The sequence below is a fragment of the Pseudomonas sp. 1121_17 genome, from assembly GCF_052850745.1.
In genome coordinates this window covers 15,556-38,422 of the sequence record NZ_VXCX01000018.1, presented here as the reverse complement: position 1 = coordinate 38,422, position 22,867 = coordinate 15,556, and the positions used below count along the sequence as shown (strand labels likewise).

The 22,867-nt window shown below is 62.2% G+C and carries 17 protein-coding genes and 1 tRNA gene; 15 read left to right on the top strand and 3 right to left on the bottom strand.

The features are described 5' to 3' along the window. The first annotated feature begins 184 nt into the window (after positions 1 to 184). From dnaG to FW789_RS23085, 5 genes are all read left to right on the top strand, one after another. Complete coding sequence (dnaG, locus tag FW789_RS23105) at positions 185 to 2,164, top strand: DNA primase (RefSeq protein WP_150571166.1); 1,980 nt, start codon at positions 185 to 187, stop codon at positions 2,162 to 2,164. 68 nt (positions 2,165 to 2,232) lie between these two features. Beyond that, a complete protein-coding gene (gene rpoD / locus FW789_RS23100) occupies positions 2,233 to 4,083 on the top strand; it encodes an RNA polymerase sigma factor RpoD (RefSeq protein ID WP_101322402.1) in 1,851 nt (616 codons plus the stop codon). Between the two features lie 183 nt (positions 4,084 to 4,266). Then, on the top strand, positions 4,267 to 8,004 hold the full coding sequence (locus FW789_RS23095) for a bifunctional diguanylate cyclase/phosphodiesterase (RefSeq protein ID WP_446432098.1): 3,738 nt from the start codon (positions 4,267 to 4,269) through the stop codon (positions 8,002 to 8,004). Positions 8,005 to 8,025: 21 nt separating this feature from the next. Further along, positions 8,026 to 8,102, top strand: a tRNA-Ile gene (locus FW789_RS23090). A 341-nt stretch (positions 8,103 to 8,443) separates the two neighbouring features. After that, positions 8,444 to 9,586 (top strand): Fic family protein, encoded by a 1,143-nt coding sequence (locus FW789_RS23085; RefSeq protein ID WP_446432097.1) that lies wholly within the window; start codon positions 8,444 to 8,446, stop codon positions 9,584 to 9,586. Between the two features lie 16 nt (positions 9,587 to 9,602). Here the strand turns inward: FW789_RS23085 and FW789_RS23080 are convergent, their stop codons facing one another. Then, positions 9,603 to 10,286, bottom strand: coding sequence for a hypothetical protein (locus tag FW789_RS23080; protein ID WP_103435205.1), 684 nt, complete (start codon positions 10,284 to 10,286; stop codon positions 9,603 to 9,605). Between the two features lie 203 nt (positions 10,287 to 10,489). Between FW789_RS23080 and FW789_RS23075 the strand changes: the two genes are divergently transcribed. The 10 genes from FW789_RS23075 (at position 10,490) to FW789_RS23030 (ending at position 21,166) form a co-directional block, all read left to right on the top strand. Further along, complete coding sequence (locus tag FW789_RS23075; RefSeq protein WP_101322405.1) at positions 10,490 to 10,951, top strand: Lrp/AsnC family transcriptional regulator; 462 nt, start codon at positions 10,490 to 10,492, stop codon at positions 10,949 to 10,951. A 173-nt stretch (positions 10,952 to 11,124) separates the two neighbouring features. Further along, positions 11,125 to 12,804: a flavin monoamine oxidase family protein gene (locus FW789_RS23070; RefSeq protein ID WP_101322406.1), complete on the top strand. Its 1,680-nt coding sequence runs from the start codon at positions 11,125 to 11,127 to the stop codon at positions 12,802 to 12,804. Positions 12,805 to 12,816: 12 nt separating this feature from the next. Then, positions 12,817 to 13,605, top strand: coding sequence for a carbon-nitrogen hydrolase family protein (locus tag FW789_RS23065; RefSeq protein WP_446432096.1), 789 nt, complete (start codon positions 12,817 to 12,819; stop codon positions 13,603 to 13,605). A gap of 41 nt (positions 13,606 to 13,646) precedes the next feature. After that, the gene (pqqF, locus tag FW789_RS23060) at positions 13,647 to 15,977 is read left to right on the top strand and encodes a pyrroloquinoline quinone biosynthesis protein PqqF (RefSeq protein ID WP_446432095.1); all 2,331 of its coding nucleotides are present in this window, start codon (positions 13,647 to 13,649) and stop codon (positions 15,975 to 15,977) included. Between the two features lie 159 nt (positions 15,978 to 16,136). After that, the gene (gene pqqA / locus FW789_RS23055; protein ID WP_003243383.1) at positions 16,137 to 16,208 is read left to right on the top strand and encodes a pyrroloquinoline quinone precursor peptide PqqA; all 72 of its coding nucleotides are present in this window, start codon (positions 16,137 to 16,139) and stop codon (positions 16,206 to 16,208) included. Between the two features lie 79 nt (positions 16,209 to 16,287). Next, positions 16,288 to 17,199, top strand: coding sequence for a pyrroloquinoline quinone biosynthesis protein PqqB (gene pqqB, locus FW789_RS23050; RefSeq protein ID WP_427116780.1), 912 nt, complete (start codon positions 16,288 to 16,290; stop codon positions 17,197 to 17,199). Between the two features lie 9 nt (positions 17,200 to 17,208). After that, positions 17,209 to 17,964, top strand: coding sequence for a pyrroloquinoline-quinone synthase PqqC (pqqC, locus tag FW789_RS23045; protein ID WP_101322410.1), 756 nt, complete (start codon positions 17,209 to 17,211; stop codon positions 17,962 to 17,964). Then, positions 17,961 to 18,236, top strand: coding sequence for a pyrroloquinoline quinone biosynthesis peptide chaperone PqqD (gene pqqD, locus FW789_RS23040; protein ID WP_103435209.1), 276 nt, complete (start codon positions 17,961 to 17,963; stop codon positions 18,234 to 18,236). The genes pqqC and pqqD overlap by 4 nt, the downstream gene beginning before the upstream one ends. Further along, on the top strand, positions 18,208 to 19,368 hold the full coding sequence (pqqE, locus tag FW789_RS23035; protein WP_340612756.1) for a pyrroloquinoline quinone biosynthesis protein PqqE: 1,161 nt from the start codon (positions 18,208 to 18,210) through the stop codon (positions 19,366 to 19,368). Before pqqD ends, pqqE begins: the two co-directional genes overlap by 29 nt. Next, on the top strand, positions 19,334 to 21,166 hold the full coding sequence (locus FW789_RS23030) for an alpha/beta hydrolase family protein (protein WP_446432094.1): 1,833 nt from the start codon (positions 19,334 to 19,336) through the stop codon (positions 21,164 to 21,166). Before pqqE ends, FW789_RS23030 begins: the two co-directional genes overlap by 35 nt. Positions 21,167 to 21,217: 51 nt before the next feature. Here the strand turns inward: FW789_RS23030 and FW789_RS23025 are convergent, their stop codons facing one another. Further along, entirely contained in the window at positions 21,218 to 21,376 is a 159-nt protein-coding gene (locus tag FW789_RS23025) for a YqaE/Pmp3 family membrane protein (protein ID WP_101322414.1), read from the bottom strand. A 215-nt stretch (positions 21,377 to 21,591) separates the two neighbouring features. Continuing rightward, positions 21,592 to 22,815 (bottom strand): aspartate aminotransferase family protein, encoded by a 1,224-nt coding sequence (locus FW789_RS23020; RefSeq protein WP_411564187.1) that lies wholly within the window; start codon positions 22,813 to 22,815, stop codon positions 21,592 to 21,594. Positions 22,816 to 22,867 lie beyond the last annotated feature (52 nt).

The window sequence follows — 22,867 nt, the reverse complement described above, 5'->3', positions numbered from 1 at the left end:
CAACCGTAACACACGTCAGAACTGGTCCTCGCGACCAGGCGTGCCGTCCCTGTCTGACGAGCCCTTGTGGCTGGCGACGCGCACACTCCCCCCGCTTGACCCTCACTGCATCGCACCGCACCCATCATTCCCGCACCCTTGCGTTAGCGATTAGACTTGCCGACTGCACGATGACGAGACTGCCATGGCCGGGCTGATTCCCCAGAGCTTCATTGACGATCTGCTTAACCGCACCGACATAGTCGACGTGGTGAGTTCGCGCGTCCAGCTGAAAAAAACCGGCAAGAACTACTCCGCCTGCTGCCCGTTCCACAAAGAAAAATCGCCGTCGTTCACGGTCAGCCCCGACAAGCAGTTCTATTACTGCTTCGGTTGCGGCGCCGGCGGTAACGCGCTCGGCTTCGTCATGGACCACGACAACCTGGACTTCCCCCAGGCCGTCGAAGACCTCGCCCGCAGTGCCGGCATGGAAGTTCCGCGCGAAGAAGGCCGGCGTGGCAACAAGCCCCGTCAACCGACCGACTCGCCGCTGTACCCTTTGCTGGAAGCTGCCGCCGAATACTACCGCCAGGCGCTGCGCAGCCATCAGACGCGCAAGGCGGCCGTTGACTACCTCAAGGGCCGCGGCCTGTCCGGCGAAATCGCCCGTGATTTCAGCCTGGGCTTCGCCCCGCCCGGCTGGGACAACCTGATGAAGCACCTGGGTGCCGACAGCCTGCAGCAAAAGGTCATGATCGATGCCGGCCTGCTGATCGAGAACGCCGAAAGTGGCAAGCGCTACGACCGTTTCCGCGACCGGGTGATGTTCCCGATCCGCGACAGCCGTGGCCGGATCATCGCCTTTGGCGGCCGCGTGCTGGGTGACGACAAGCCCAAGTACCTGAACTCGCCGGAGACCCCGGTATTTCACAAAGGCCAGGAGCTGTACGGCCTGTATGAAGCGCGCAAGCACAACCGCAGCCTCGACGAAATCATCGTCGTCGAAGGCTACATGGACGTCATCGCCCTGGCTCAGCAAGGCCTGCGCAATGCCGTAGCGACCCTCGGCACTGCCACCAGCGAAGAGCACCTCAAGCGCCTGTTCCGGGTCGTGCCGAGCGTGCTGTTCTGCTTTGACGGCGATCAGGCCGGTCGCAAGGCAGCCTGGCGTGCACTGGAGTCGACGCTGTCGAGCCTGCAGGACGGTCGCCGCGCACGCTTTCTGTTCCTGCCCGAAGGCGAAGACCCGGACAGCCTGGTCCGCGCCGAAGGCACCGACGCGTTCCGCGCGCGCATCATTCAGCACGCGCAACCGTTGGCGGATTACTTTTTCGAGCAATTGAGCAACGAAGCCGATCCTCGCTCACTGGAAGGCAAGGCGCATATGGCGACCCTGGCTGCACCGTTGATCGAAAAAGTCCCCGGCGCGAACCTGCGCCAATTGATGCGCAACCGCCTCAAGGAAATCACCGGGCTGGATACTCAGCAGGTCGAGCAACTGACGCAGAACGCGCCGGCGGCCAGCGTGCCCGATTACGACCCAGGCTTCGACTACGACGCCATGGCCAGCTACACCCCCGACTATGCCGACGCGCACCAGCCCGACTACGGCGCGCAGCAAGAGCAGCGGCCATGGACGCCGAACAAGGGCGCCGGCAAGAAGCAGTGGGAGAAAAAACCCTGGGACAAGAAAGGCGGCAAACCCTGGCAACGGGATGGCCAGCGCGAGGCGCCGCCAAGGGTGCCGGCGCCGGTCGAACCGCCAACGCTGTCGGCCTTGCGCACACTGCTGCATTACCCGCTGCTGGCTGGCAAGGTCGAAGACGCCAGCCACTTCGCCGATGAAGAGCATGTGTACAACCAGCTGTTGATTTCGCTGATCGAAGCTGCACAGAAGAATCCTAAGCTAAGCTCAATGCAACTGATTGCACGCTGGCACGGCACTGACCAGGGCCGTTTATTGCGCGCCCTGGCAGAAAAGGAATGGCTGATCGATGCCGATAACCTTGAACAACAGTTTTTCGACACCATTACTAGCTTATCCGCCCGCCAACGCGAGCGCAGCCTGGAACATCTGATGCGCAAAGCGCGTCAAAGTGACTTGAGTCCAGAGGAAAAATCTCAGCTTTTGGCCCTGCTGAGCCGCAAAGTTCCTGCACAAAACCCGACCTCATCTGGCGCGTGAGGCCCTTATTCGGGTATAATCCTCGGCTTGTTTTTTTGCCCGCCAAGACCTTCAGTGGATAGGGTGTTATGTCCGGAAAAGCGCAACAGCAATCTCGTATCAAAGAGTTGATCACCCGCGGTCGTGAGCAGGGCTACCTGACTTACGCGGAGGTCAACGACCATCTGCCTGAGGATATTTCAGATCCAGAGCAGGTGGAAGACATCATCCGCATGATCAACGACATGGGGATCAACGTATTCGAGACTGCTCCGGATGCGGATGCCCTGTTGTTGGCGGAAGCCGACACTGATGAGGCCGCAGCCGAAGAAGCCGCCGCAGCACTGGCTGCTGTCGAGACCGATATCGGCCGCACGACCGACCCGGTGCGCATGTACATGCGCGAAATGGGTACTGTCGAGCTGCTGACCCGCGAAGGCGAGATCGAAATCGCCAAGCGGATCGAAGAAGGCATTCGTGAGGTCATGGGGGCTATCTCCCATTTCCCGGGTACTGTCGACTACATCCTCGGCGAATACACCCGCGTCACCACCGAAGGTGGTCGCCTGTCCGACGTATTCAGCGGTTACATCGACCCTGACGACAATATCGCCACGCCGTCCGAAGAAGCTCCGCAGCTAGGCGCCAAAAACGCCGCTGCTGCCAAGGACGACGAGGAAGAGGACGAAGAGAAAGACGACAGCGAGGAAGAGGAAGAGACCGAAAGCGGTCCCGACCCAGTCCTCGCCCAGCAGCGCTTCGGCGCCGTGTCCGACCAACTCGCGATTACCCTCAAAGTGCTCAAGAAGCACGGTCGCAGCCATGCCGAAAGCATTGGCGCGATGCAGGTTCTGGCCGAGCTGTTCATGCCGATCAAGCTGGTGCCCAAGCAGTTCGAGGTGCTCGTCGAGCGCGTTCGTGGTGCCTTGGACCGTCTGCGTCAGCAAGAACGCGCAATCATGCAGCTGTGCGTACGTGATGCGCGCATGCCGCGTGCAGACTTCCTGCGCCTGTTCCCGGGCAACGAAGTCGACCAGACCTGGAGCGGTGACCTCTCCAAGCGCAGCACCAAGTGGGCTGCAGCGCTGGGCGAAAAGAACGATGCCATCGTTGCCTGCCAGCAGAAGCTGGTAGACCTTGAAAACGAAACCGGTCTGACCGTTGCCGAAATCAAGGACATCAACCGTCGCATGTCGATTGGCGAGGCCAAGGCCCGTCGCGCCAAGAAAGAGATGGTCGAGGCCAACCTGCGTCTGGTGATTTCGATCGCCAAGAAGTATACCAACCGTGGCCTGCAATTCCTCGACCTGATCCAGGAAGGTAACATCGGCTTGATGAAGGCGGTCGACAAGTTCGAATACCGTCGTGGTTACAAGTTCTCGACGTACGCCACCTGGTGGATTCGTCAGGCCATCACCCGCTCGATCGCCGACCAGGCGCGCACCATCCGTATTCCGGTGCACATGATCGAGACGATCAACAAGCTCAACCGTATTTCCCGGCAGATGTTGCAGGAAATGGGTCGCGAACCGACCCCGGAAGAGCTTGGCGAGCGTATGGAGATGCCTGAGGACAAGATCCGCAAGGTGCTGAAAATCGCCAAAGAGCCAATCTCCATGGAGACGCCGATTGGTGATGACGAAGATTCGCACCTGGGTGACTTCATCGAAGACTCGACCATGCAGTCGCCAATCGATGTAGCTACCGTCGAGAGCCTCAAGGAAGCGACTCGTGATGTTCTGGGCGGCCTGACCGCACGCGAAGCCAAAGTGCTGCGCATGCGTTTCGGTATCGACATGAACACCGACCACACCCTTGAAGAGGTCGGCAAACAATTCGACGTAACCCGTGAGCGGATTCGTCAGATTGAAGCCAAGGCGCTGCGCAAGTTGCGCCACCCGACCAGAAGCGAGCATCTACGCTCCTTCCTCGACGAGTGATGACAAACCCCGGCCCAGGCCGGGGTTTTTCTTGGCCATCGAAAAAGTGCCAGCACTGACCGTGCAGTTGTCGGGGCAATCCCGCCAGCTGTTGAATTCCTGCCGAAGTTAATCGTCTTACCCTCACACCCCGCAGCAATGCACGGCTACACTCGAATTCAGACTATCTGCCTAGAGGCTGCTATGCCGAAAATGCCGGCCCTACTGTTGCTGATCCTGTTTTACTGGAGCGCAACGGCCGGCGCCCTGACCCTGACCGAAGACGAGCAAGCCTGGCTCAGCGCCCATCCACAGCTGCGCCTGGGCGTGGACGCATCCTGGCCCCCGTTCGAGTTTCGCGATCAGGAGGGCCTCTACCAGGGACTGGCCGCCGATTACATCAATGTGATCCAGGAGCGTCTTGGCGTCACTCTCAAGCCGACCGAGCCGAAGACCTGGGGCGAGGTGCTTGAGCTCGCCCGCAACAATCAGCTCGATTTACTGCCGGGCGTTATGTCGACCCCAGAACGGCAAAACTACCTGTCCTTCACCCGCCCATACCTGGACTTCCCGATCGTTATCCTGGCCCATGAAGGCGGCCCGCAACCGCGCACGCTCAAGGATCTGTACGGGCTGAAGATCGCGGTGGTAGAAAACTACGCGCCCCATGAACTGCTGCGCACCCACCACCCCGACCTCAATCTGGTCGCCCTGCCCAATGTCAGCTCGGCCCTGCAAGCCTTGGCGACCGACGAAGTGGACGCCGTGGTAGGTGACCTTGCTTCGAGTATCTGGAGCCTGCGCGAGCTCAAGCTCGATGGGCTCTACGTCAGCGGCGAAACACCCTACCGCTACCAGTTGGCAATGGGCGTACCCCGGGACAACAAGCAACTGGTGGCCATCCTCGACAAAGTCATCGCCGATATGAGCAGCGATGAAGTCAATGACATCCAGCAGCGCTGGGTCGGTAACGTCGTCGATCAGCGCAGTTTCTGGCACGACATGCTGCTCTATGGCCTGCCGACAGTTGTGCTGCTGATGCTGGTTCTCGCTGCCGTCATCCGCATCAATCGCCGGCTCAGCTCGGAAATATCCCGGCGCATAGCGCTTGAACAGGAACTGCGCAGCAGCGAATACCATTACCGCAGCCTGGTCGAAAGCCTGTTGGCGGTCGCATGGGAAGCCGACGCCAACGATTTCACCTACAGCTACGTCTCGCCCCACGCCGAAGACCTGCTCGGTTACAGCCTGGGAGACTGGCTCAGACCCGGTTTCTGGAGCAGCATCGTGCATCCCGAGGACGCGCTCTGGGCCAAGGCTTACTGCGACAGCGAAACTGCCGCCGGCCGCGATCACAGTCTCGATTACCGCGTGATCCGCGCCGATGGCCATACGCTGTGGGTGCGCGACATCGTCAGCATGATCGAACAGGGCCAGCGCTCGGTGATGCGCGGCCTGATGATCGATATCAGCGAGACCAAGCGTACCGAGCATGCCTTGCGCCTGTCCGAGCAGAAGTTCGCCTCGGTGTTTCAGCAATGCCCGGACATCCTGCTGATTGCTCGGCACAGTGACGGCTGCCTGCTTGAGGTCAACGAAGCATTCGAGGAGCAGATCGGCCTCGGCCCCAATCAGGTGATCGGCCGCACCGCTACCGAGCTTGGTCTGTGGGGCGTCAGCGGCAGCGGCCCGAGCGTACTGGAACGCTTGCACCTGGGCGGTATTCGCAACCTCGAGATGAGCTTCCGGCGCAGCAACGGCGAGTTGTTCACCGGCCTCACCTCGGCAGAGACCTTCGACCTCGACGGCACCCCGGCGGTGGTCGTGGCCGTACGCGACATCAGCCAGCTGAAGGAAACCCAGCAGCGCCTGCAGATCTCCGAAGAGAAATTTGCCAAGGCCTTCCACGCCTCGCCCGACGGCTTGCTGCTGTCCAGGCAGAGCGACGGCCTGCTGCTCGAGGTCAACGAAGGCTTCTGCCGCCTGACCGGCTACAACCTTGACCCGCGCCTTGATCAAACCTCACTGGACCTGGGCATCTGGGTCGACCTCAACGAACGCAAGCTGCTGCTGAGCAAACTCAAGAAAGACGGCTTCGTGCGTGATTTCAGCTGCCACATTCGCCGCAGCGATGGCCAGATTCGCCTCTGTGAGCTGTCCGCCAGACCGCTGCCGATTGCCGGCGCCGACTGCATGCTGACCATCGCCCGCGACATCACCGAACGCCACCTCATGCAGGAAAAACTGCAACTGGCCGCCACTGTGTTTGAAAACACTGCCGAAGGTGTGTTGATCACCGACACCGATCAGCGCATCAGTGCAGTCAACCGGGCATTCAGCGAAATCACCGGCTACAGCGAAATCGAAGCCCTGGGCCAAACCCCGCGCCTGCTCGCCTCCGGCCAGCACGACAGCGCCTTCTACGTTGCCATGTGGCACCAGCTGACTGCCGAAGGCCACTGGCAAGGCGAGATCTTCAACAAGCGCAAGAACAGCGAGCTGTACCCGAGCTGGCTGACCATCAGCGCGGTGCGTAACAGCGAGCGCGAGATCACTCACTTCGTGGCGGTGTTTGCCGACATCTCCAGCCTCAAGCACGCCCAGGCGAAACTGGATTACCAGGCGCATCACGACCCACTGACCGGCCTGCCCAACCGCGCCCTGTTTGAAAACCGCCTGCATGCCGCGCTGCAGTGCTCGCAGGTGTCCAACCGCCAGGGCGCGGTGCTGTTCCTCGATCTCGATCGCTTCAAGCACATCAACGACAGCCTCGGCCACCCGGTTGGTGACCTGCTGCTCAAAGGCATTGCCCAGCGCCTCAAGGAACAGGTGCGCGACGTCGACACCGTGGCGCGGCTGGGCGGCGACGAATTCATCATTCTGCTGCCTGGTCTGCACAAGCCAAGTGACGCCAGTGCCATCGCCAACAAACTGCTGGCCTGCTTCAGCGCGCCGTTCCAGGCCGGCGAACACGAGTTCTTCACCAGCGCCAGTATCGGCATCAGCCTCTACCCACAAGACGGCAGCGACGTCGCCAGCCTGATCCGCAACGCCGACGCTGCGATGTACCGCTCCAAGGCCAAAGGCCGCAACCGGGTCGAAGCTTACACCCGTGACCTCACGGCCCAGGCCAGCGTGCGCGTGGCTCTGGAAAACGAACTGCGCCGCGCCATCGAACGCAACGAGCTGAGCCTGTGCTACCAGCCCAAGCTCAGCCTCAAGACGCAAAACCTGGTCGGCGCAGAGGCCCTGATCCGCTGGAACCACCCAACCTTCGGCGACGTTTCCCCAGAGCATTTCATCCATCTCGCTGAAGAGAACGGCACAATCCTCCAGCTTGGCGACTGGGTACTGGAACAAGCCTGCCGGCAGATGCACCAGTGGCAAAAGCGCTATCAGCCGTTCGGCCCGCTGTCGATCAACCTCGCCGGCGCGCAGATGCGCCAGCCCCACCTGGCCAAGCGCATCGAGCAACTGCTCAAGACCTACCAGCTCAAGGCCGGCGACCTGCAGCTGGAGATCACCGAAAACTTCATCATGAGCCAGGCCGAAGAAGCCCTCAGCGTACTCCATCAGCTCAAGCAGCTCGGCGTGCAACTGGCGATCGACGACTTCGGCACCGGCTATTCATCCCTGAGCTACCTCAAGCGCCTGCCGCTGGACATCCTCAAGATCGACCAGTCATTCATCCGCGGCCTGCCCGACGACCCACACGACGCTGCGATCACTCGTGCGATCATCGCCCTCGGCCGGAGCATGCAGCTGACCATCATTGCCGAAGGGGTAGAGAACCAGGCGCAGCAGCATTTCCTCGCCGCTGAAGGCTGCGAACAGATCCAGGGCTACATCGTCAGCCTGCCACTGCCGCCGGAAGAATTCGCCGCAGGCCTCCTGCGTTTAGCACTATCGGATCTTTCGGATGGCACCCATTCAAAACCCTAGCTATAATCCCCGCCACCTCTGGGGCCTATAGCTCAGTTGGTTAGAGCAGAGGACTCATAATCCTTTGGTCCACGGTTCAAGTCCGTGTGGGCCCACCAAATTGAAAGCCGCGCAATGCGCGGCTTTTTCGTTTCTGCTGGATACTCAGTGTCAGCGGAAATCCAAGCTGGTCCATTAACTGATGCCGTAATGACAGCCCGCCGATTTGTAGCCCTGAGGCTAAAAACCTCCAAAAAACTCGGTTTCTTGTAGCCTCAGGGCTGCAAGATGCATTTGCATCTGCCGTTTAAGGTAACAACTGGGGCGGCGTCATACGTTTACGCCGCAAGGGCCTCTAGGGAACGCAGTGCCGTGGGTGAGCCGATTAGCAACGCTATTCGGCTCACAAAGTGAGCCGAATAAGACCTATAATCGGCTCACACCCTGAGGCCCTCCCCACATGACTCTCCCGTTCTGGATCTGGCTACACGCCGATTGGCCAACGTTTACCTGGCAAGAAGAGCCGCTCGCACCGTTGCTGCGTGCCTGCGCTCTGGCACAAGGTCGTCTGGTTGGGATGGCCGGTGTGGTCAGCAACACCGACCAGGCTCGTAACACGCTCGAGGCGCTGCTACAGAACATCATCACCAGCTCGGCCATCGAGGGCGAACAGCTCAATGTCGAGTCGGTGCGCTCCTCTCTGGCGCGTCGGTTGGGGCTGGACGCCGAGGGCCGCGCCAGCCCGCGCAGTGAGGGCCTGGCGGAGTTGATGCTCGATGCCACTCGCGAGCAGGCTGCACCATTGACGCAGGAGCGTTTACTGCGCTGGCATCATTTGTTGTTTCCGGCGGACGAGCAGCGGCTATCGGCACCTGTACGGGTGGGCAGCTTGCGGGGTGAGGAGCCGATGCAGGTGGTGTCAGGTCGGCTCGACAGGCCCAAGGTGCATTTCGAGGCACCGCCTCGGCAAGGGCTGGATGAACAGTTGTCAGCGTTCCTGGACTGGTTCGCCGCCACCCGCAACGCCCCCAACCTCGATCCATTCCTGCGCGCCGGCATTGCGCACTTCTGGTTTGTCACGCTGCACCCTTTTGACGACGGCAATGGCCGCCTGACACGGGCAATCACCGACCTGGCGTTGGCTCAGGGAGAACCGCAGGCGATTCGCTTCTACGCCATGTCCGCGAGCATTCTCGAGGATCGCAAAGGCTATTACGAGATTCTTGAGGCCAGCCAGAAAGGGAGCCTGGACATAACCCCGTGGCTGACATGGTTCCTGCAAACCTTGCTGCGCAGCCTTGAGCAGGCAAAGGCACGGATCGACAGAGTGCTGGGCAAGGCCCGATTCTGGCAGGAGCATGGCCAGCAGGCACTTTCAGCCGAACAGATCAAAGTACTCAACCGCCTGCTCGATGGCGATCTGTTCAATGAACGTGGGGGGTTTGCTGATGGGATCAACGCAGGTCAGTATCAAGCAGTGGCAAAGGTATCGAAAGCCACTGCAACTCGCCACCTCAGCGACCTGATCGAGAAAGGTTGCCTGGTACGCCTGCCCGGCGGCGGACGCAGTACTCGCTATCAGATCAATCTCTGCCACCGCTGATCAATGGCATCGCCCCTTACAAGTCCCGCAACAACAGCGTCTTGCCCACATTACGCAGCACCTGGCTGTACTGCCGGCGCCAGTTATCGCGCCAGAACGCCGCATCAGCGGCGGTGCCGTCGGTGGAGCGGGCGCGGACGATATCGCTGGCGGCGATTTCTTCGGGCTGTTGCTGGCTCAACATGGGGAAGGCCATGTAACCGCGATAGTGCTGCGCCAAGACCTTGTCCAGAGCAGTGCCCGCATAACCGCCTTGCTCCAGCAGGCGCTGACAGCCGCGGTTCGACAGCAGATAAGCATGGCTGCCGCGGGCACGCACCCGGGCGATGCCACGGCGCCAAGTCAACCAGACCTTGCCCAGGTTTGCGCCCAGGTAGAACAGCTCTGGATCGGCGCTCTGCAGAAAGCGGTTGACCTGCTCGACCTGAAACGGCTCGAACGCTACCAGCGTGGCGTCGTCCTCGAGAATCAACACGCGCCGACAGCCGCGCTCCAAGGCAATGCGCGCGCATTGAACATGGGAATCGAAACAGCCCCGTTCAGGGCTGTGCTGATCGCGCTCGACCAGCACAAATTCGATCTTTAGCCCGCTGTCTGCGAACTCGTGTTGCAGCAGCAGGCGGCGATCGGCGCGATCACGCAAGCTGATGCAAAAAATGCCATCGACCTGCAGCTGTGTAAGGTCCTTGGATCTGGTCATCCTTCCCATCTCTGGAACTGCTAAAGACTTCAAGGGTTATCGCCAGGCATTACGTCCCGGTTGGCCTGACACCCACTGGCGTGTGAACTGCGATTGATTTCAAAAGTATAGATCAACTGCGCCAGTCTGCCCGCGACTGTGCCGCAGTGGGTTTATCTGCGTTATAAGTGTCTTCACTCAAGTTCCAGCTGCAGAGAGCCGACATGTCGCAACCGCGTCAAATCATCCTCGACGAAATCGATCGCCAGCTGATCGCCCTGCTTCAGATCAACGCCCGCGAAAGCGTCGCCAACCTCGCCCGGCAGCTAGGCATTGCCCGCACCACGGTCAATTCACGCCTGGAGCGCCTGGAAAACAGCAAAGTCATCGCCGGCTACGGCGTACGCCTGGGCCAGCGCCTGATCGGCGGTGGGCTGCAAGCTTATGTCGGGATCAAGGTCCAACCGCGCGCGGGCAAGGAGGTAGTGCGGCGGATGACGGCCATGGGCCAGGTGCAACAGCTGTGTGCCGTGAGTGGCGAGTTCGACTACGTGGCGTGGCTGCACAGCGAATCGCCGGAACAGCTGGACCAGTTGCTCGACCAGATCGGCAGCCTGGACGGTGTGGAAAAAACCACCACGTCGATCATCCTCAGCAGCAAGATAGACCGCGGCCAGCCGATCTGACAGCCATTTACTGCTGTCGTCACAACGACACCATTAACCTCAAAATGACGACACATAGATTAAAACGACGTCAGCATAGATCTTAATAACGAACTGCGCACGCCCTAGAATGACCCCAGGCATTTTCTATACTCACGCTTCGCCCTCCGCGCAGCTCCTGGCAAGGTCATTACATGAACAACAATCGCCACCCCGCCGACGGCAAGAAACCAATCACGATTTTTGGCCCAGACTTCCCCTTCGCTTTTGACGACTGGCTAGAGCATCCGGCCGGCCTGGGTAGTATTCCGCTGGATCGACAGGGCGAAGAAGTAGCGATTATCGGTGCGGGTATTGCCGGTTTGGTAGCGGCCTACGAACTGATGAAGCTTGGCCTCAAACCAGTGGTGTATGAAGCGTCGAAAATGGGCGGCCGTCTGCGCTCGCAAGCCTTCAACGGCACCGACGGGATCATCGCCGAGCTGGGCGGAATGCGCTTCCCGGTGTCGTCGACGGCGTTCTACCATTACGTCGACAAGCTGGGCCTGGAAACCAAACCGTTTCCCAACCCGCTGACCCCTGCTTCGCCAAGTACCGTGATAGATCTCGAAGGCCAGACGTATTACGCCGAAAGCGCAGCTGATCTACCGGCGCTGTTTCAAGAAGTCGCCGACGCCTGGGCGGACGCGCTGGAAAGCGGCGCGCGCTTTGGTGATATCCAGCAGGCCATCCGCGACCGCGATGTGCCGCGCCTGAAGGAGCTGTGGAACACTCTGGTACCGCTGTGGGACGACCGCACGTTCTATGACTTCGTCGCCACTTCCAAGGCCTTTGCCAAGCTCAGCTTCCAGCACCGCGAGGTATTTGGTCAGGTTGGCTTCGGTACCGGCGGCTGGGACTCGGACTTTCCCAACTCGATGCTGGAAATCTTCCGCGTGGTAATGACCAACTGCGACGATCACCAGCACTTGATCGTCGGCGGTGTCGAGCAGGTGCCTCAAGGCATCTGGCGCCATGTGCCAGAGCGTTGCGCGCACTGGCCGGCAGGCACCAGCCTCAGCTCGCTGCATGGCGGCGCGCCGCGCACCGGGGTCAAACGGATTGCCCGTGCCAGCGATGGCCAACTGGCGGTCACCGATACCTGGGGCGGCTGCCGCCACTACGCCGCTGTGCTGACCACCTGCCAGAGCTGGCTGTTGACCACCCAGATCGACTGCGAAGAGTCGCTGTTCTCGCAGAAGATGTGGATGGCTCTGGACCGCACCCGCTACATGCAATCGTCGAAGACCTTCGTCATGGTCGATCGGCCGTTCTGGAAGGACAAGGACCCGGAAACCGGCCGCGATCTGATGAGCATGACCCTCACCGACCGCCTGACCCGTGGCACCTATCTGTTCGACAACGGCGACGACAAGCCGGGGGTGATCTGCCTGTCCTACGCGTGGATGAGCGACGCCCTGAAGATGCTCCCGCACCCGGTGGAAAAACGCGTGCAGCTGGCACTGGACGCCCTGCACCGGATCTACCCGAACACCGACATTGCCGGGCATATCATCGGCGACCCGATCACCATCTCATGGGAGGCCGACCCGTACTTCCTCGGCGCCTTCAAAGGTGCGCTGCCGGGCCACTACCGCTACAACCAGCGGATGTACGCGCACTTCATGCAGGACCACCTGCCGAGCGCGCAACGCGGCATCTTCATCGCCGGTGACGATGTGTCGTGGACCCCGGCCTGGGTCGAAGGCGCGGTGCAGACTTCGCTGAACGCGGTGTGGGGTATCATCAACCACTTCGGCGGCAAGACCCACCCGGACAACCCCGGCCCAGGCGACGTATTCGACGAGCTTGGGCCGATCGCCCTGCCCGACTGACCAGGAGGCGGCATGCGCATCGCTCTGTATCAAGGCCAGCCCGGCCCCCTCGACCTGGCTGGCAACCTCGAACGCCTGCAGCAGCAGGCGCACCAGGCAGCCGCCAGCGGCGCGCAGTTGCTGGTGTGCCCGGAGATGTTCCTGACCGGCTACAACATCGGCAGTGAACAGGTCGAGCAGCTGGCTGAAGCGTCGGACGGGCCCTCGGCCATGGCCGTGGTCGAGATCGCCCAGGCGCTCGGGATTGCCATTGTCTATGGTTACCCCGAGCGCGGCGAAGACGGCGCCATCTACAACAGCGTGCAGTTGATCGACAGCCATGGCCGCAGCCTGGCCAACTACCGCAAGACGCACCTGTTCGGTGAGCTGGACCGGGCCATGTTCGATGCCGGCAGCAATCACTTCCCGGTGGTCGAGCTGAATGGGTGGAAGGTCGGCATGCTGATCTGCTACGACATCGAGTTTGCCGAGAACGCCCGGCGTCTGGCGCTGGATGGCGCCGAGCTGATCCTTGTGCCGACGGCGAACATGAAGCCATATGACTTCGTCTGCCAGGTGACGGTGCGTGCACGCGCCCAGGAAAACCAGTGCTACCTGGTCTACGCCAATTACTGTGGCGCGGAAGGCGATATCCATTATTGCGGGCAGAGCAGCATCATCGGCCCGGACGGCGCTGTGCTGGCGCTGGCTGGCGAAGATGAATGCCAGCTGCACGCGGAGCTGGACAGGCAACAGGTCGTGGCCGGGCGCCAGGCATTCCCGTACTTGCAGGACCTGCGGCGCGACCTGCACCAGCGCTGAGCGTGAATGCGCTAGCATGCGCACTCGCCCCTGGAGAACTCATGCCTGACGCCACTCGCCATCTGACCCTGGCCAACGGCCTGCACCTTACCTTGCGTCACGCGCCGCGGCTCAAGCGTGCGGCGGCGGCCTTGCGCGTGCATGCGGGCAGCCATGATGCAGCGACGCGCTGGCCTGGCTTGGCACACTTTCTCGAGCATCTGTTTTTCCTCGGCACCGAGCGCTTCCCGCTGGACGACGGCCTGATGCGCTACGTTCAGGGCGTTGGCGGCCAGGTCAACGCGAGCACCCGCGAACGTACCACTGACTTTTTCTTCGAAGTGCCGCCCGCTGCACTGGCCGGTGGCCTCGAGCGCCTATGCCAGATGCTCGCCGGGCCTGACCTGAGCCTGGCGCGCCAAGTCAGTGAGCGCGAGGTGATACACGCCGAGTTCATCGCCTGGTCGCGCAATCGTGAAGCGCAGGACCAGCTCACGCTGCTCCAGCGGCTAGCGGCGGGTCATCCGCTGCGCGGCTTTCATGCGGGCAACCGATACAGCCTGAACCTGCACAACCCGCAGTTTCAGCGCGAGCTCAGGGGCTTTCACCAACGCTTCTATCAGGGCGGGCAAATGGTCCTCAGCCTGTGCGGGCCGCAGTCGCTGGACCAGCTGCAAGCCATGGGCGAGCGCTACGCCAGCGTTTTCGCCAGCGGCCAGCGAGTGCTGCAGGCGTTGCCACCGGCTTTGCAAGAACAACCGCTGGTGCTACCAGCGCCCAAGCACGGCCAACTCGACCTGCTGTTTGCCCACGATGGATTGCCGGCGGGTGCGCAGCAGGCCATGGCATTGCTGCTGGGGTGCATCAGCGACAGCCGCGAAGGCACTTGGCTGGACACACTGCGCCAACGCGGCTGGGTGCGTGAATGCCAGCCAAAGCTGTTGTATGCCTTCGCCGGCCAGTTGCTCTGGACGATACGTCTGCGCTTGACCGACACCGCGCAGGTCGATGAGGTAAGAGCGCTGCTGCACGGCTGGTTGCAGTTCATCAGGCAAGCAGACTTCGACGCGTTGAACGCAGCCTATGCTCATCTGCAACAGCGCCGGGCGATGTCCGCCAGCGCATTGGAGCTGGCGCAGCGAGACAGCCGTGAAAACCCGCTGCAAGCACTCGATGCGCGATCGCTCCAGGCCCTGACTGCAGTATTGGATGGCCTGCCGCTGCAGGCATACGCAAGCTGGCAACTGCCGCCCGCCGATCCTCTGCTGCTCGCGAGCTTGCCCAACCCGACGGCAGCGCTACCAGCCGCCCTGAGCGTCAGTACCTGCCTGCCCAGCTCGCGCCAATACGCCGCGCTGTATCTGCGCTGGAGGATCGCAACACCTCTGCGCCAGCGCCTGCACGCTGTGCTGGTCAACGCCCTACGGCCGCTGACCGAGCGCGCCGAGCAGGCCTCGCTGCACATGGACTTCAGCAGCAGCGGCGAGTACTGGCAGTTACGCTGCGCCGGGTTCCCCGCAGCCGTGGTACGGCTGGTTGAAGAGGCGCTGGCAGTGTTGAACCAACCTGCTGCTGACTGCTGGCAAGCACCCGTAGCGGATGAACCTGCGTTGATTCCGATCAGGGCGCTGCTCAAGCGTTGGCCCGACGAGGTAGCGATTGCGCCCACCGCTCAGCCAGATACTGCCGGAGTGCTGGATCAGGCGATCCTCGACCAGGTCTGGCGGAGCACTCGCTGCCGAGGCCTGGCGGTCGGCTTCGGCGACCCTGAACTGGCAGCATTGGGCTCGGCAGTCACCCGCACGATGTGGGACGAGGCTGCCGACCAAGAGCAGTCGCTCGATGCCAGCACTGTGTCGGGCAAACGCTGGCTATATGCCGACGTAACAGGCAGCGAACACGCGCTGTTACTTTTCTGTCCGCTGCCGGCGCAGCTACAAGGCGCCGGACGGCTGCTTGCACAACTGCTGCAGGGCCCGGTGTACCAGCGCCTGCGGGTCGAACTGCAATTGGGCTACGTAGTGTTCAGCGCCTTCCGCCAGACCGACGGCATCGGCGGCCTGCTGTTTGGCGTGCAATCGCCCCACGTCCGGCCGGCGCAGATCCTCGCACATCTGCTTGAGGTGTTCAGCGCAGGCGTGACCCTCGACACCGCCGTTCGGCAAGCTTTGGCTGATAGCTTCGACGAGGCAGCGATGCCCGACGCCGAAGTCGCGCAGTGGGCATGGCAAAGCCACCTGGCCGGTGCAGCGGCCGATCTCGGGGTGCTGCAAGCAGCTATTCTGGACACCGATCAAACTAGTCTGGACGCCTTGCTGACAGCCCTGATTACGGCCCAGCACGGCTGGCTATGCCTGGCCAACAGCCCAGCGCCTGACTCGCTCTGGCCGTGATTGTTACTCGCCACGCAACAACCCTTCTCGCAAAATGAACCTTCTGGTACATAATTATCTTGTAAGATAGCGCAACCTCAGCAAATGGAACCTCCTGCCTCAGGGGGTACCAAATAAGTAGCTGACAACCCTCAAGCCCCATCCCGAAGGAGTAATCCCATGTGGACAAAACCTGCTTACACTGATCTGCGTATTGGCTTTGAAGTGACCATGTACTTCGCCAACCGCTAAGCCTGGCTTGCGGTTAGACGCCTCGGTCCCGCCGGGGCGTTGTTGTTTTTGCCTACAGCATTTTGCATAGAGGGTGGCCATGTACGTCCAGATTCTTGGTTCAGCTGCCGGTGGCGGATTTCCGCAGTGGAACTGCAACTGCGTCAACTGCAAGGGTTTCAGGGATGGCTCGCTGCGCGCGCAGGCGCGCACCCAGTCATCGATCGCGCTGTCCGACGACGGCGAGCACTGGGTCCTGTGCAACGCTTCGCCAGATATCCGCGCGCAACTGCAGGCGTTTGCACCGATGCAGCCGGCCCGTGCACTGCGCGACAGCGGCATCGACGCGATCGTCCTGCTCGACAGTCAGATCGACCACACCACCGGCCTGCTCAGCCTGCGTGAAGGCTGCCCGCATCAAGTTTGGTGCACCGAAATGGTCCATCAGGACCTGACCAGCGGTTTTCCGTTGTTCAACATGCTCAGCCACTGGAACGGCGGCCTGGCCTGGAACCGTATCGAACTCGAAGGCAGCTTCGTCATCCCGGCCTGCCCCAACCTCAAGTTCACCCCGTTCCCGCTGCGCAGCGCCGCGCCGCCGTATTCGCCGCACCGCTTCGACCCGCATCCAGGCGACAACCTCGGCCTGCTGGTCGAAGACCTGCGCACAGGCGGCAAGCTGTTCTACGCCCCAGGTCTCGGTCAGGTCGACAACTCCCTGCTGGAAATGATGCAGGGTGCCGACTGCCTGCTGGTCGATGGCACGCTATGGCGTGATGATGAAATGCAGCAGCGTGGCGTCGGTACCCGCACCGGTCGCGAGATGGGCCATCTGGCGCAGAGCGGCCCAGGCGGCATGCTTGAAGTGCTGGACGGTTTCGCCAGCCAGCGCAAGGTCCTTATCCACATCAACAACACCAACCCGATCCTCGATGAAGACTCGCCCGAGCGCGCCGAAGTCGAACGCCGCGGCGTCGAAGTCGCCTACGACGGCATGAGCATCGAGCTGTAGGAGCCGCACATGAGCGACGCAACGCCGATGTCGCCTGCCGAATTCGAGCAGGCTCTGCGCGCCAAGGGCGCCTACTACCACATCCATCACCCCTATCACGTGGCAATGTATGACGGCCGCGCCAGCCGCGAGCAGATCCAGGGCTGGGTCGCCAACCGCTTCTACTATCAGGTGAATATTCCACTGAAGGACGCCGCGATCCTCGCCAACTGCCCGGATCGAGAGATTCGCCGCGAGTGGATCCAGCGTCTGCTCGACCACGACGGTGCGCCCGGTGAAGACGGTGGTATCGAAGCCTGGCTGCGCTTGGGTCAGGCGGTCGGCCTGGACCCGGAGCAACTGCGCTCGCAAGAGCTGGTGCTGCCCGGCGTGCGCTTCGCGGTCGACGCCTACGTCAACTTCGCCCGCCGCGCCAGCTGGCAGGAAGCCGCCAGCAGCTCGTTGACCGAGCTGTTCGCGCCGCAGATTCACCAGTCGCGGCTCGACAGCTGGCCACAGCATTACCCGTGGATCGATCCGGCTGGCTACGAGTACTTCCGCACCCGTCTTGGCCAAGCCCGGCGCGACGTTGAGCACGGCCTGGCGATCACCTTGCAGCACTACACCACCCGCGCCAGCCAGGAGCGCATGCTGGAAATCCTCCAGTTCAAGCTGGATATTCTCTGGAGCATGCTCGACGCCATGAGCATGGCCTATGAGCTGGACCGCCCTCCCTACCACTCCGTCACCCGCGAGCGGGTCTGGCACAAGGGGATCACACTATGAGTCTTGACCGTCAACAGGTGCCCAGCTGGCGCCCAGGCTACCGCTACCAGTATGAGCCGGCGCAGCAAGGCCACGTCTTGCTGTACCCGGAGGGCATGATCAAACTCAACGAAAGTGCCGCGCTGATTGGCGGCCTGATCAATGGCCAGCGCTCGGTCGCGGTGATCATCGCCGAGCTTTCCCAGCAGTTCCCCGATGTGCCCGAGGTCGCTGACGACATCGAGCAATTCATGGAGGTGGCCCGTGCCGAACACTGGATCGTCCTCGCTTGAAACAGCCGGCAAGCCCGGCGTCGGCCTGCCGCTGTGGCTGCTCGCCGAGCTAACCTACCGCTGCCCGCTGCAATGCCCGTACTGCTCCAATCCGCTCGATTTTGCCGAGCAAGGCCAGGAGCTGACCACGGCACAGTGGTTCAAGGTCATGGCCGAAGCGCGCGAGATGGGCGCGGCACAGTTGGGCTTCTCTGGCGGCGAGCCACTGGTGCGCCAAGACCTTGCCGAGCTGATCGGTGAGGCCCGCCGGCTGGGCTTCTACACCAACCTGATCACCTCAGGCATCGGCCTTACCGAAAAGCGCATCGCCGAGTTCAAGACCGCCGGGCTGGATCACATCCAGATCAGCTTCCAGGCCAGTGACGAGCAGGTCAACAACCTGCTCGCCGGCTCGAAAAAAGCCTTCGCGCAAAAGCTCGAAATGGCCCGCGCCGTCAAAGCCCACGGTTACCCGATGGTGCTCAACTTCGTCACCCACCGGCACAACATCGACAAGATCGACCGTATCATCGAGCTGTGCGTGGCGCTTGAGGCCGACTTCGTCGAGCTTGCCACCTGCCAGTTCTATGGCTGGGCGCAGCACAACCGCGCCGGGCTGTTGCCAACCCGTGCGCAGCTGGAGCGGGCCGAACGCATCACCAACGAGTACCGCGAGCGGCTCAAGGCAGCTGGCAACCCATGCAAGCTGATTTTCGTCACCCCTGACTACTATGAAGAGCGACCCAAGGGCTGCATGAATGGCTGGGGCAGTATCTTTCTTACCGTCACCCCCGACGGCACCGCACTGCCCTGCCATGGCGCGCGGCAGTTGCCGGTGCAGTTCCCCAATGTGCGCGAGCACGACCTTCGGCACATCTGGTATGACTCGTTCGGCTTCAACCGCTACCGCGGCTTCGACTGGATGCCCGAACCCTGCCGTTCGTGCGACGAGAAGGAAAAGGACTTCGGCGGCTGCCGCTGCCAGGCGTTCATGCTTACCGGCGATGCCAGCAACGCCGACCCGGTGTGCGCCAAGTCGGCCGAGCATGGCATCATCCTCCAGGCACGTGAGGAAGCCGAGCACGCCCATCAGGCCATCGAAGAGCTGACATTCCGCAATGAACGAAACTCCCGAGTCATCGCCCGCGGCTGAGTTCAGCGCCGCCCAAGCCGTCGCCGCCGGCACCGACTTCGCCGACCTCAAGGTCGGCGCGGCCGGGCTGTTCTGGAACGAATTCCGCCCTGCCGACGGCGCTTGCCGCCTGTGGCACTGGCGCGAGCAGCAAGCCCATTGCCTGACCCCGGACGGTTTCAGCGCACGCAGCCGAGTCTACGAATACGGCGGCGGTAGCTTCTGCCTGGGCGAGGACGTGCTGGTATTCGTCAACGAGTCCGATCAGCAGATCTATCTGCAAGGCCTCGATGGCTCTGCGCCACGCGCCCTGACCGTTGCCGCCGACTGCCGCTATGGAGATGTGCTGTGGCATGCCGGCTCAGTGCTCGCTGTCGAAGAGCAGCACGCTGACAGCGTTGTGCACCGCTTGGTCTGCTTCGCCGCTGAGGGCCGTCAAGTGCTGGCCGAAGGCGCCGACTTCTATTCGGCACCGACCCTGAGCGAAGACGGCCAGCGCCTGGCCTGGATCGAATGGGACCGCCCGGCACAGCCCTGGACCCGCACTCGATTGATGTGTCGCCAGCGCGACAGCCACGGCGAGTGGACTGCCGCGCTATGCCTGGCCGGCGATATCGACCCAGAGCAGTCCTTGCAGCAACCCCGCTTCGACAGGCAAGGCAGGCTGTATTGCCTGTCTGATCGCAACGGTTTCTGGCAGCCATGGGGCGAGATCGAGGGCGATTGGAAAGCACTACCAGCAGTCGCCGCCGACCACGCCGCCGCGCCCTGGCAACTGGGTGCCAGCAGTTGGCTGGCAATCGCCCATGATAGCTATCTGGCCAGTTGGTTCGAAGACGGTTTTGCCCAGCTTGGCCTGCACAGCGGTGATCAGGTTCAGCGCTTCGCCAGCGAGTACACCCGCTTTCGCAGTCTGGCTCTGGACGACCGCCATATCTACGCCATCGCCGCCTCGCCGATCAGCCCAGCCGCAGTCATCGCCATCGAGCGTGTCAGCGGCCAGACCAGCGTGCTTAGCGGCGGTGGCCTGCCGCTGCCCGCCGAGCGGGTCAGTCGCCCGCAGCCGATCCGCTATCCCAGCGGCGACGCCCATGCGCATGGCTTCTTCTACCCGGCGGCCAACCAGCCGCAAGGCGCCGCGCCGCTGGTGCTGTTCATCCACGGCGGGCCGACCTCGGCCTGCTACCCGGTACTCGACCCACGCATCCAGTACTGGACCCAACGCGGCTTTGCCGTGGCCGACCTCAACTACCGCGGCAGCAGCGGTTATGGCCGCGCCTATCGGCAAGCGCTGCACTTGCGCTGGGGCGAAGTCGACGTCGAAGACGCCTGCGCTGCAGTCAGTTACCTGGCGGGGCTTGGCCTGATCGACCCGCAGCAGGCGTTCATTCGCGGCGGCAGTGCTGGCGGCTACACCACCCTGTGCGCGCTGGCATTCGCCGATGTATTTCGCGCCGGCGCCAGCCTCTATGGCGTCAGCGACCCGCTGGCGCTGGCACGGGCGACGCATAAGTTCGAAGGGGATTACCTGGACTGGCTGATTGGCGATCCTGAACGAGACGCCGAGCGCTACCGCCAACGCACGCCGCTGCTGCACGCCGAGCAAATCAAGGTGCCGATGATCTTCTTCCAGGGCGAACTGGATGCCGTGGTGGTGCCCGAGCAGACTCGCGCCATGCTGGCGGCGCTCAAAGCTAACGGGATCGAGGCTGAAGGGCATTTTTATGCCGGTGAGCGGCATGGTCTGCGCAAGGCCGAGAACCTTGCGCATGCACTCGTGGAAGAATGGAAGTTCTATTGCCGGGTTCTCGACCGTTGAGCCGAGTACGCCGCAATTGCAACAGAGGGCCGCAGCGCGGCCCTCGTCACGTCAGCGCTTGGCGATGATATACACCGCGTGGATGATGCCGGGGATATAACCCAGCAACGTCAACAGGATGTTCAGCCAGAACGCACCGGCAAAGCCGACCTGCAGGAACACGCCAAGCGGCGGCAGAAGGATCGCGATAATGATGCGAATGAAGTCCATGCATGTCTCTCCGTCAGTGGTTACTACACAGACTCGCGCGCTTGCGCAGAGGTTCCGCAGGCGGCGGTATTGCGCTCGCGGGTAGGGTTTGCCGAATGAGCGTAATCCGCTCCTACAGCGTGCGCAAAAAAACGCCCCGGGCCGAATAAGACAGGCCAGGGGCGATGCGCAGAAACGCCAGACGGTTCGTTGAAATAAGTGAGCGCTATTGCCGATCAGGCGCGCATCTCGCGACGGTTGTGCTGTTGCCCGTGCAGCCGGGCAAAGGCTCTGGCCAGCTTCAGCAGCATCTCGTCGACAAGCCCGCGGCTAATCGTCAGCGCCGGGGCAAAGCGGACTACATCGGGCTGGGGCGCCTGCAGCAACAAGCCCTCCTGCAATGCCGCCTGCACCAACGCTGACGCCACCTCATCGTGTAACTGCAGCGCCCACAGCAGACCCTGCCCGCGCACCTCGCCATGACCATAACGGCCGGACAACCTGCTCAAGCCTTCGCGCAGGTGGCGGCCGCGGTCCTTGATCTGCTCGAAGAAACCAGGCGCGAGCACGCTCTCCAATACCGCCAGGCCGGCCGTGCACATCAGCGCATTGCCGTGCTGGCTGCCTTGCAGCTCGCCAGGTTCGGCGCAGCAGGCGCTGCCGCGGGCCAGCAACGCGGCGACCGGCACGCCACCCCCCAGGCCTGTGCCAAGGGCAATGATGTCGGCACGCACGTCATATCGCTGTTCGGCCAACAACGCACCGCAGCGGCCGATGCCGGTCAGTACTTCGTCGAAAATCAGCAGAATGCCCAGCTCGCGGCACAGCCGTTCGACACCCTGGAGATACTCGCGGCTGGCCGGGATAACGCCGGCCTCGCCCTGGATCGGTTCGAGCATGATCGCGACCGTGCGCGAGTCGACGGCGGCGTGCAGTGCGCTCAGGTCGTTGAACGGCACCTGGCTGAAGCCCGACGTATCCAGACCGCGCCCGTGGCAAGCCTGGCTGGCCGTAATGACATGATCGGCGCCGCTGCGATGCAGTTGGCCCCATTTACGCGCCAGGCGGATCGCCGTTGCGCACGCTTCGGCACCGCTGTTGAGCAGGTATGCCTGGTCACTGCCGGTGCTCTGGCAAAGCTTCTGCGCCAGCAGCAACTGGTTGTGGTTGGTTAGCTGCCCGCCGCAGTTAAGCAATGTCTGGGCCTGAGCACTCAGCGCTTCGCTCACCACTTGTGGGCAATGGCCGAGACTGTTGCCTGCACTGCCTTGAGTGAAGTCCAGATAAGCCCGACCGTCGTTGTCCCATAACCACGAGCCCTGCCCACGCACAAAAATCGGCGCAGGCAGCGCGGCGGACGCCATCAGCCATTCGCTCGATAGCGACGCGGCAGCTGCCGGTGCTGCTGGTACAGGTTCGACCACCGCGACAGCTGGCCGACGCAGCTTGAACAGATTCATCAGAACTCCAGACCGATCTTTCAGCGTGGCCTATCAAAAGTGTTTTTCAGCG

Coding starts and splice junctions, on each gene's coding strand:
- FW789_RS23075 (WP_101322405.1), top strand. CDS start 10,490: ATGTCGCAACCGCGTCAAATCATCCTCGACGAAATCGATCGCCAGCTG.
- FW789_RS23020 (WP_411564187.1), bottom strand. CDS start 22,815: ATGAATCTGTTCAAGCTGCGTCGGCCAGCTGTCGCGGTGGTCGAACCT.
- pqqD (WP_103435209.1), top strand. CDS start 17,961: ATGAGTCTTGACCGTCAACAGGTGCCCAGCTGGCGCCCAGGCTACCGC.
- pqqC (WP_101322410.1), top strand. CDS start 17,209: ATGAGCGACGCAACGCCGATGTCGCCTGCCGAATTCGAGCAGGCTCTG.
- rpoD (WP_101322402.1), top strand. CDS start 2,233: ATGTCCGGAAAAGCGCAACAGCAATCTCGTATCAAAGAGTTGATCACC.
- pqqB (WP_427116780.1), top strand. CDS start 16,288: ATGTACGTCCAGATTCTTGGTTCAGCTGCCGGTGGCGGATTTCCGCAG.
- FW789_RS23080 (WP_103435205.1), bottom strand. CDS start 10,286: ATGACCAGATCCAAGGACCTTACACAGCTGCAGGTCGATGGCATTTTT.
- FW789_RS23025 (WP_101322414.1), bottom strand. CDS start 21,376: ATGGACTTCATTCGCATCATTATCGCGATCCTTCTGCCGCCGCTTGGC.
- FW789_RS23030 (WP_446432094.1), top strand. CDS start 19,334: ATGAACGAAACTCCCGAGTCATCGCCCGCGGCTGAGTTCAGCGCCGCC.
- FW789_RS23095 (WP_446432098.1), top strand. CDS start 4,267: ATGCCGAAAATGCCGGCCCTACTGTTGCTGATCCTGTTTTACTGGAGC.
- FW789_RS23085 (WP_446432097.1), top strand. CDS start 8,444: ATGACTCTCCCGTTCTGGATCTGGCTACACGCCGATTGGCCAACGTTT.
- FW789_RS23070 (WP_101322406.1), top strand. CDS start 11,125: ATGAACAACAATCGCCACCCCGCCGACGGCAAGAAACCAATCACGATT.
- pqqF (WP_446432095.1), top strand. CDS start 13,647: ATGCCTGACGCCACTCGCCATCTGACCCTGGCCAACGGCCTGCACCTT.
- FW789_RS23065 (WP_446432096.1), top strand. CDS start 12,817: ATGCGCATCGCTCTGTATCAAGGCCAGCCCGGCCCCCTCGACCTGGCT.
- dnaG (WP_150571166.1), top strand. CDS start 185: ATGGCCGGGCTGATTCCCCAGAGCTTCATTGACGATCTGCTTAACCGC.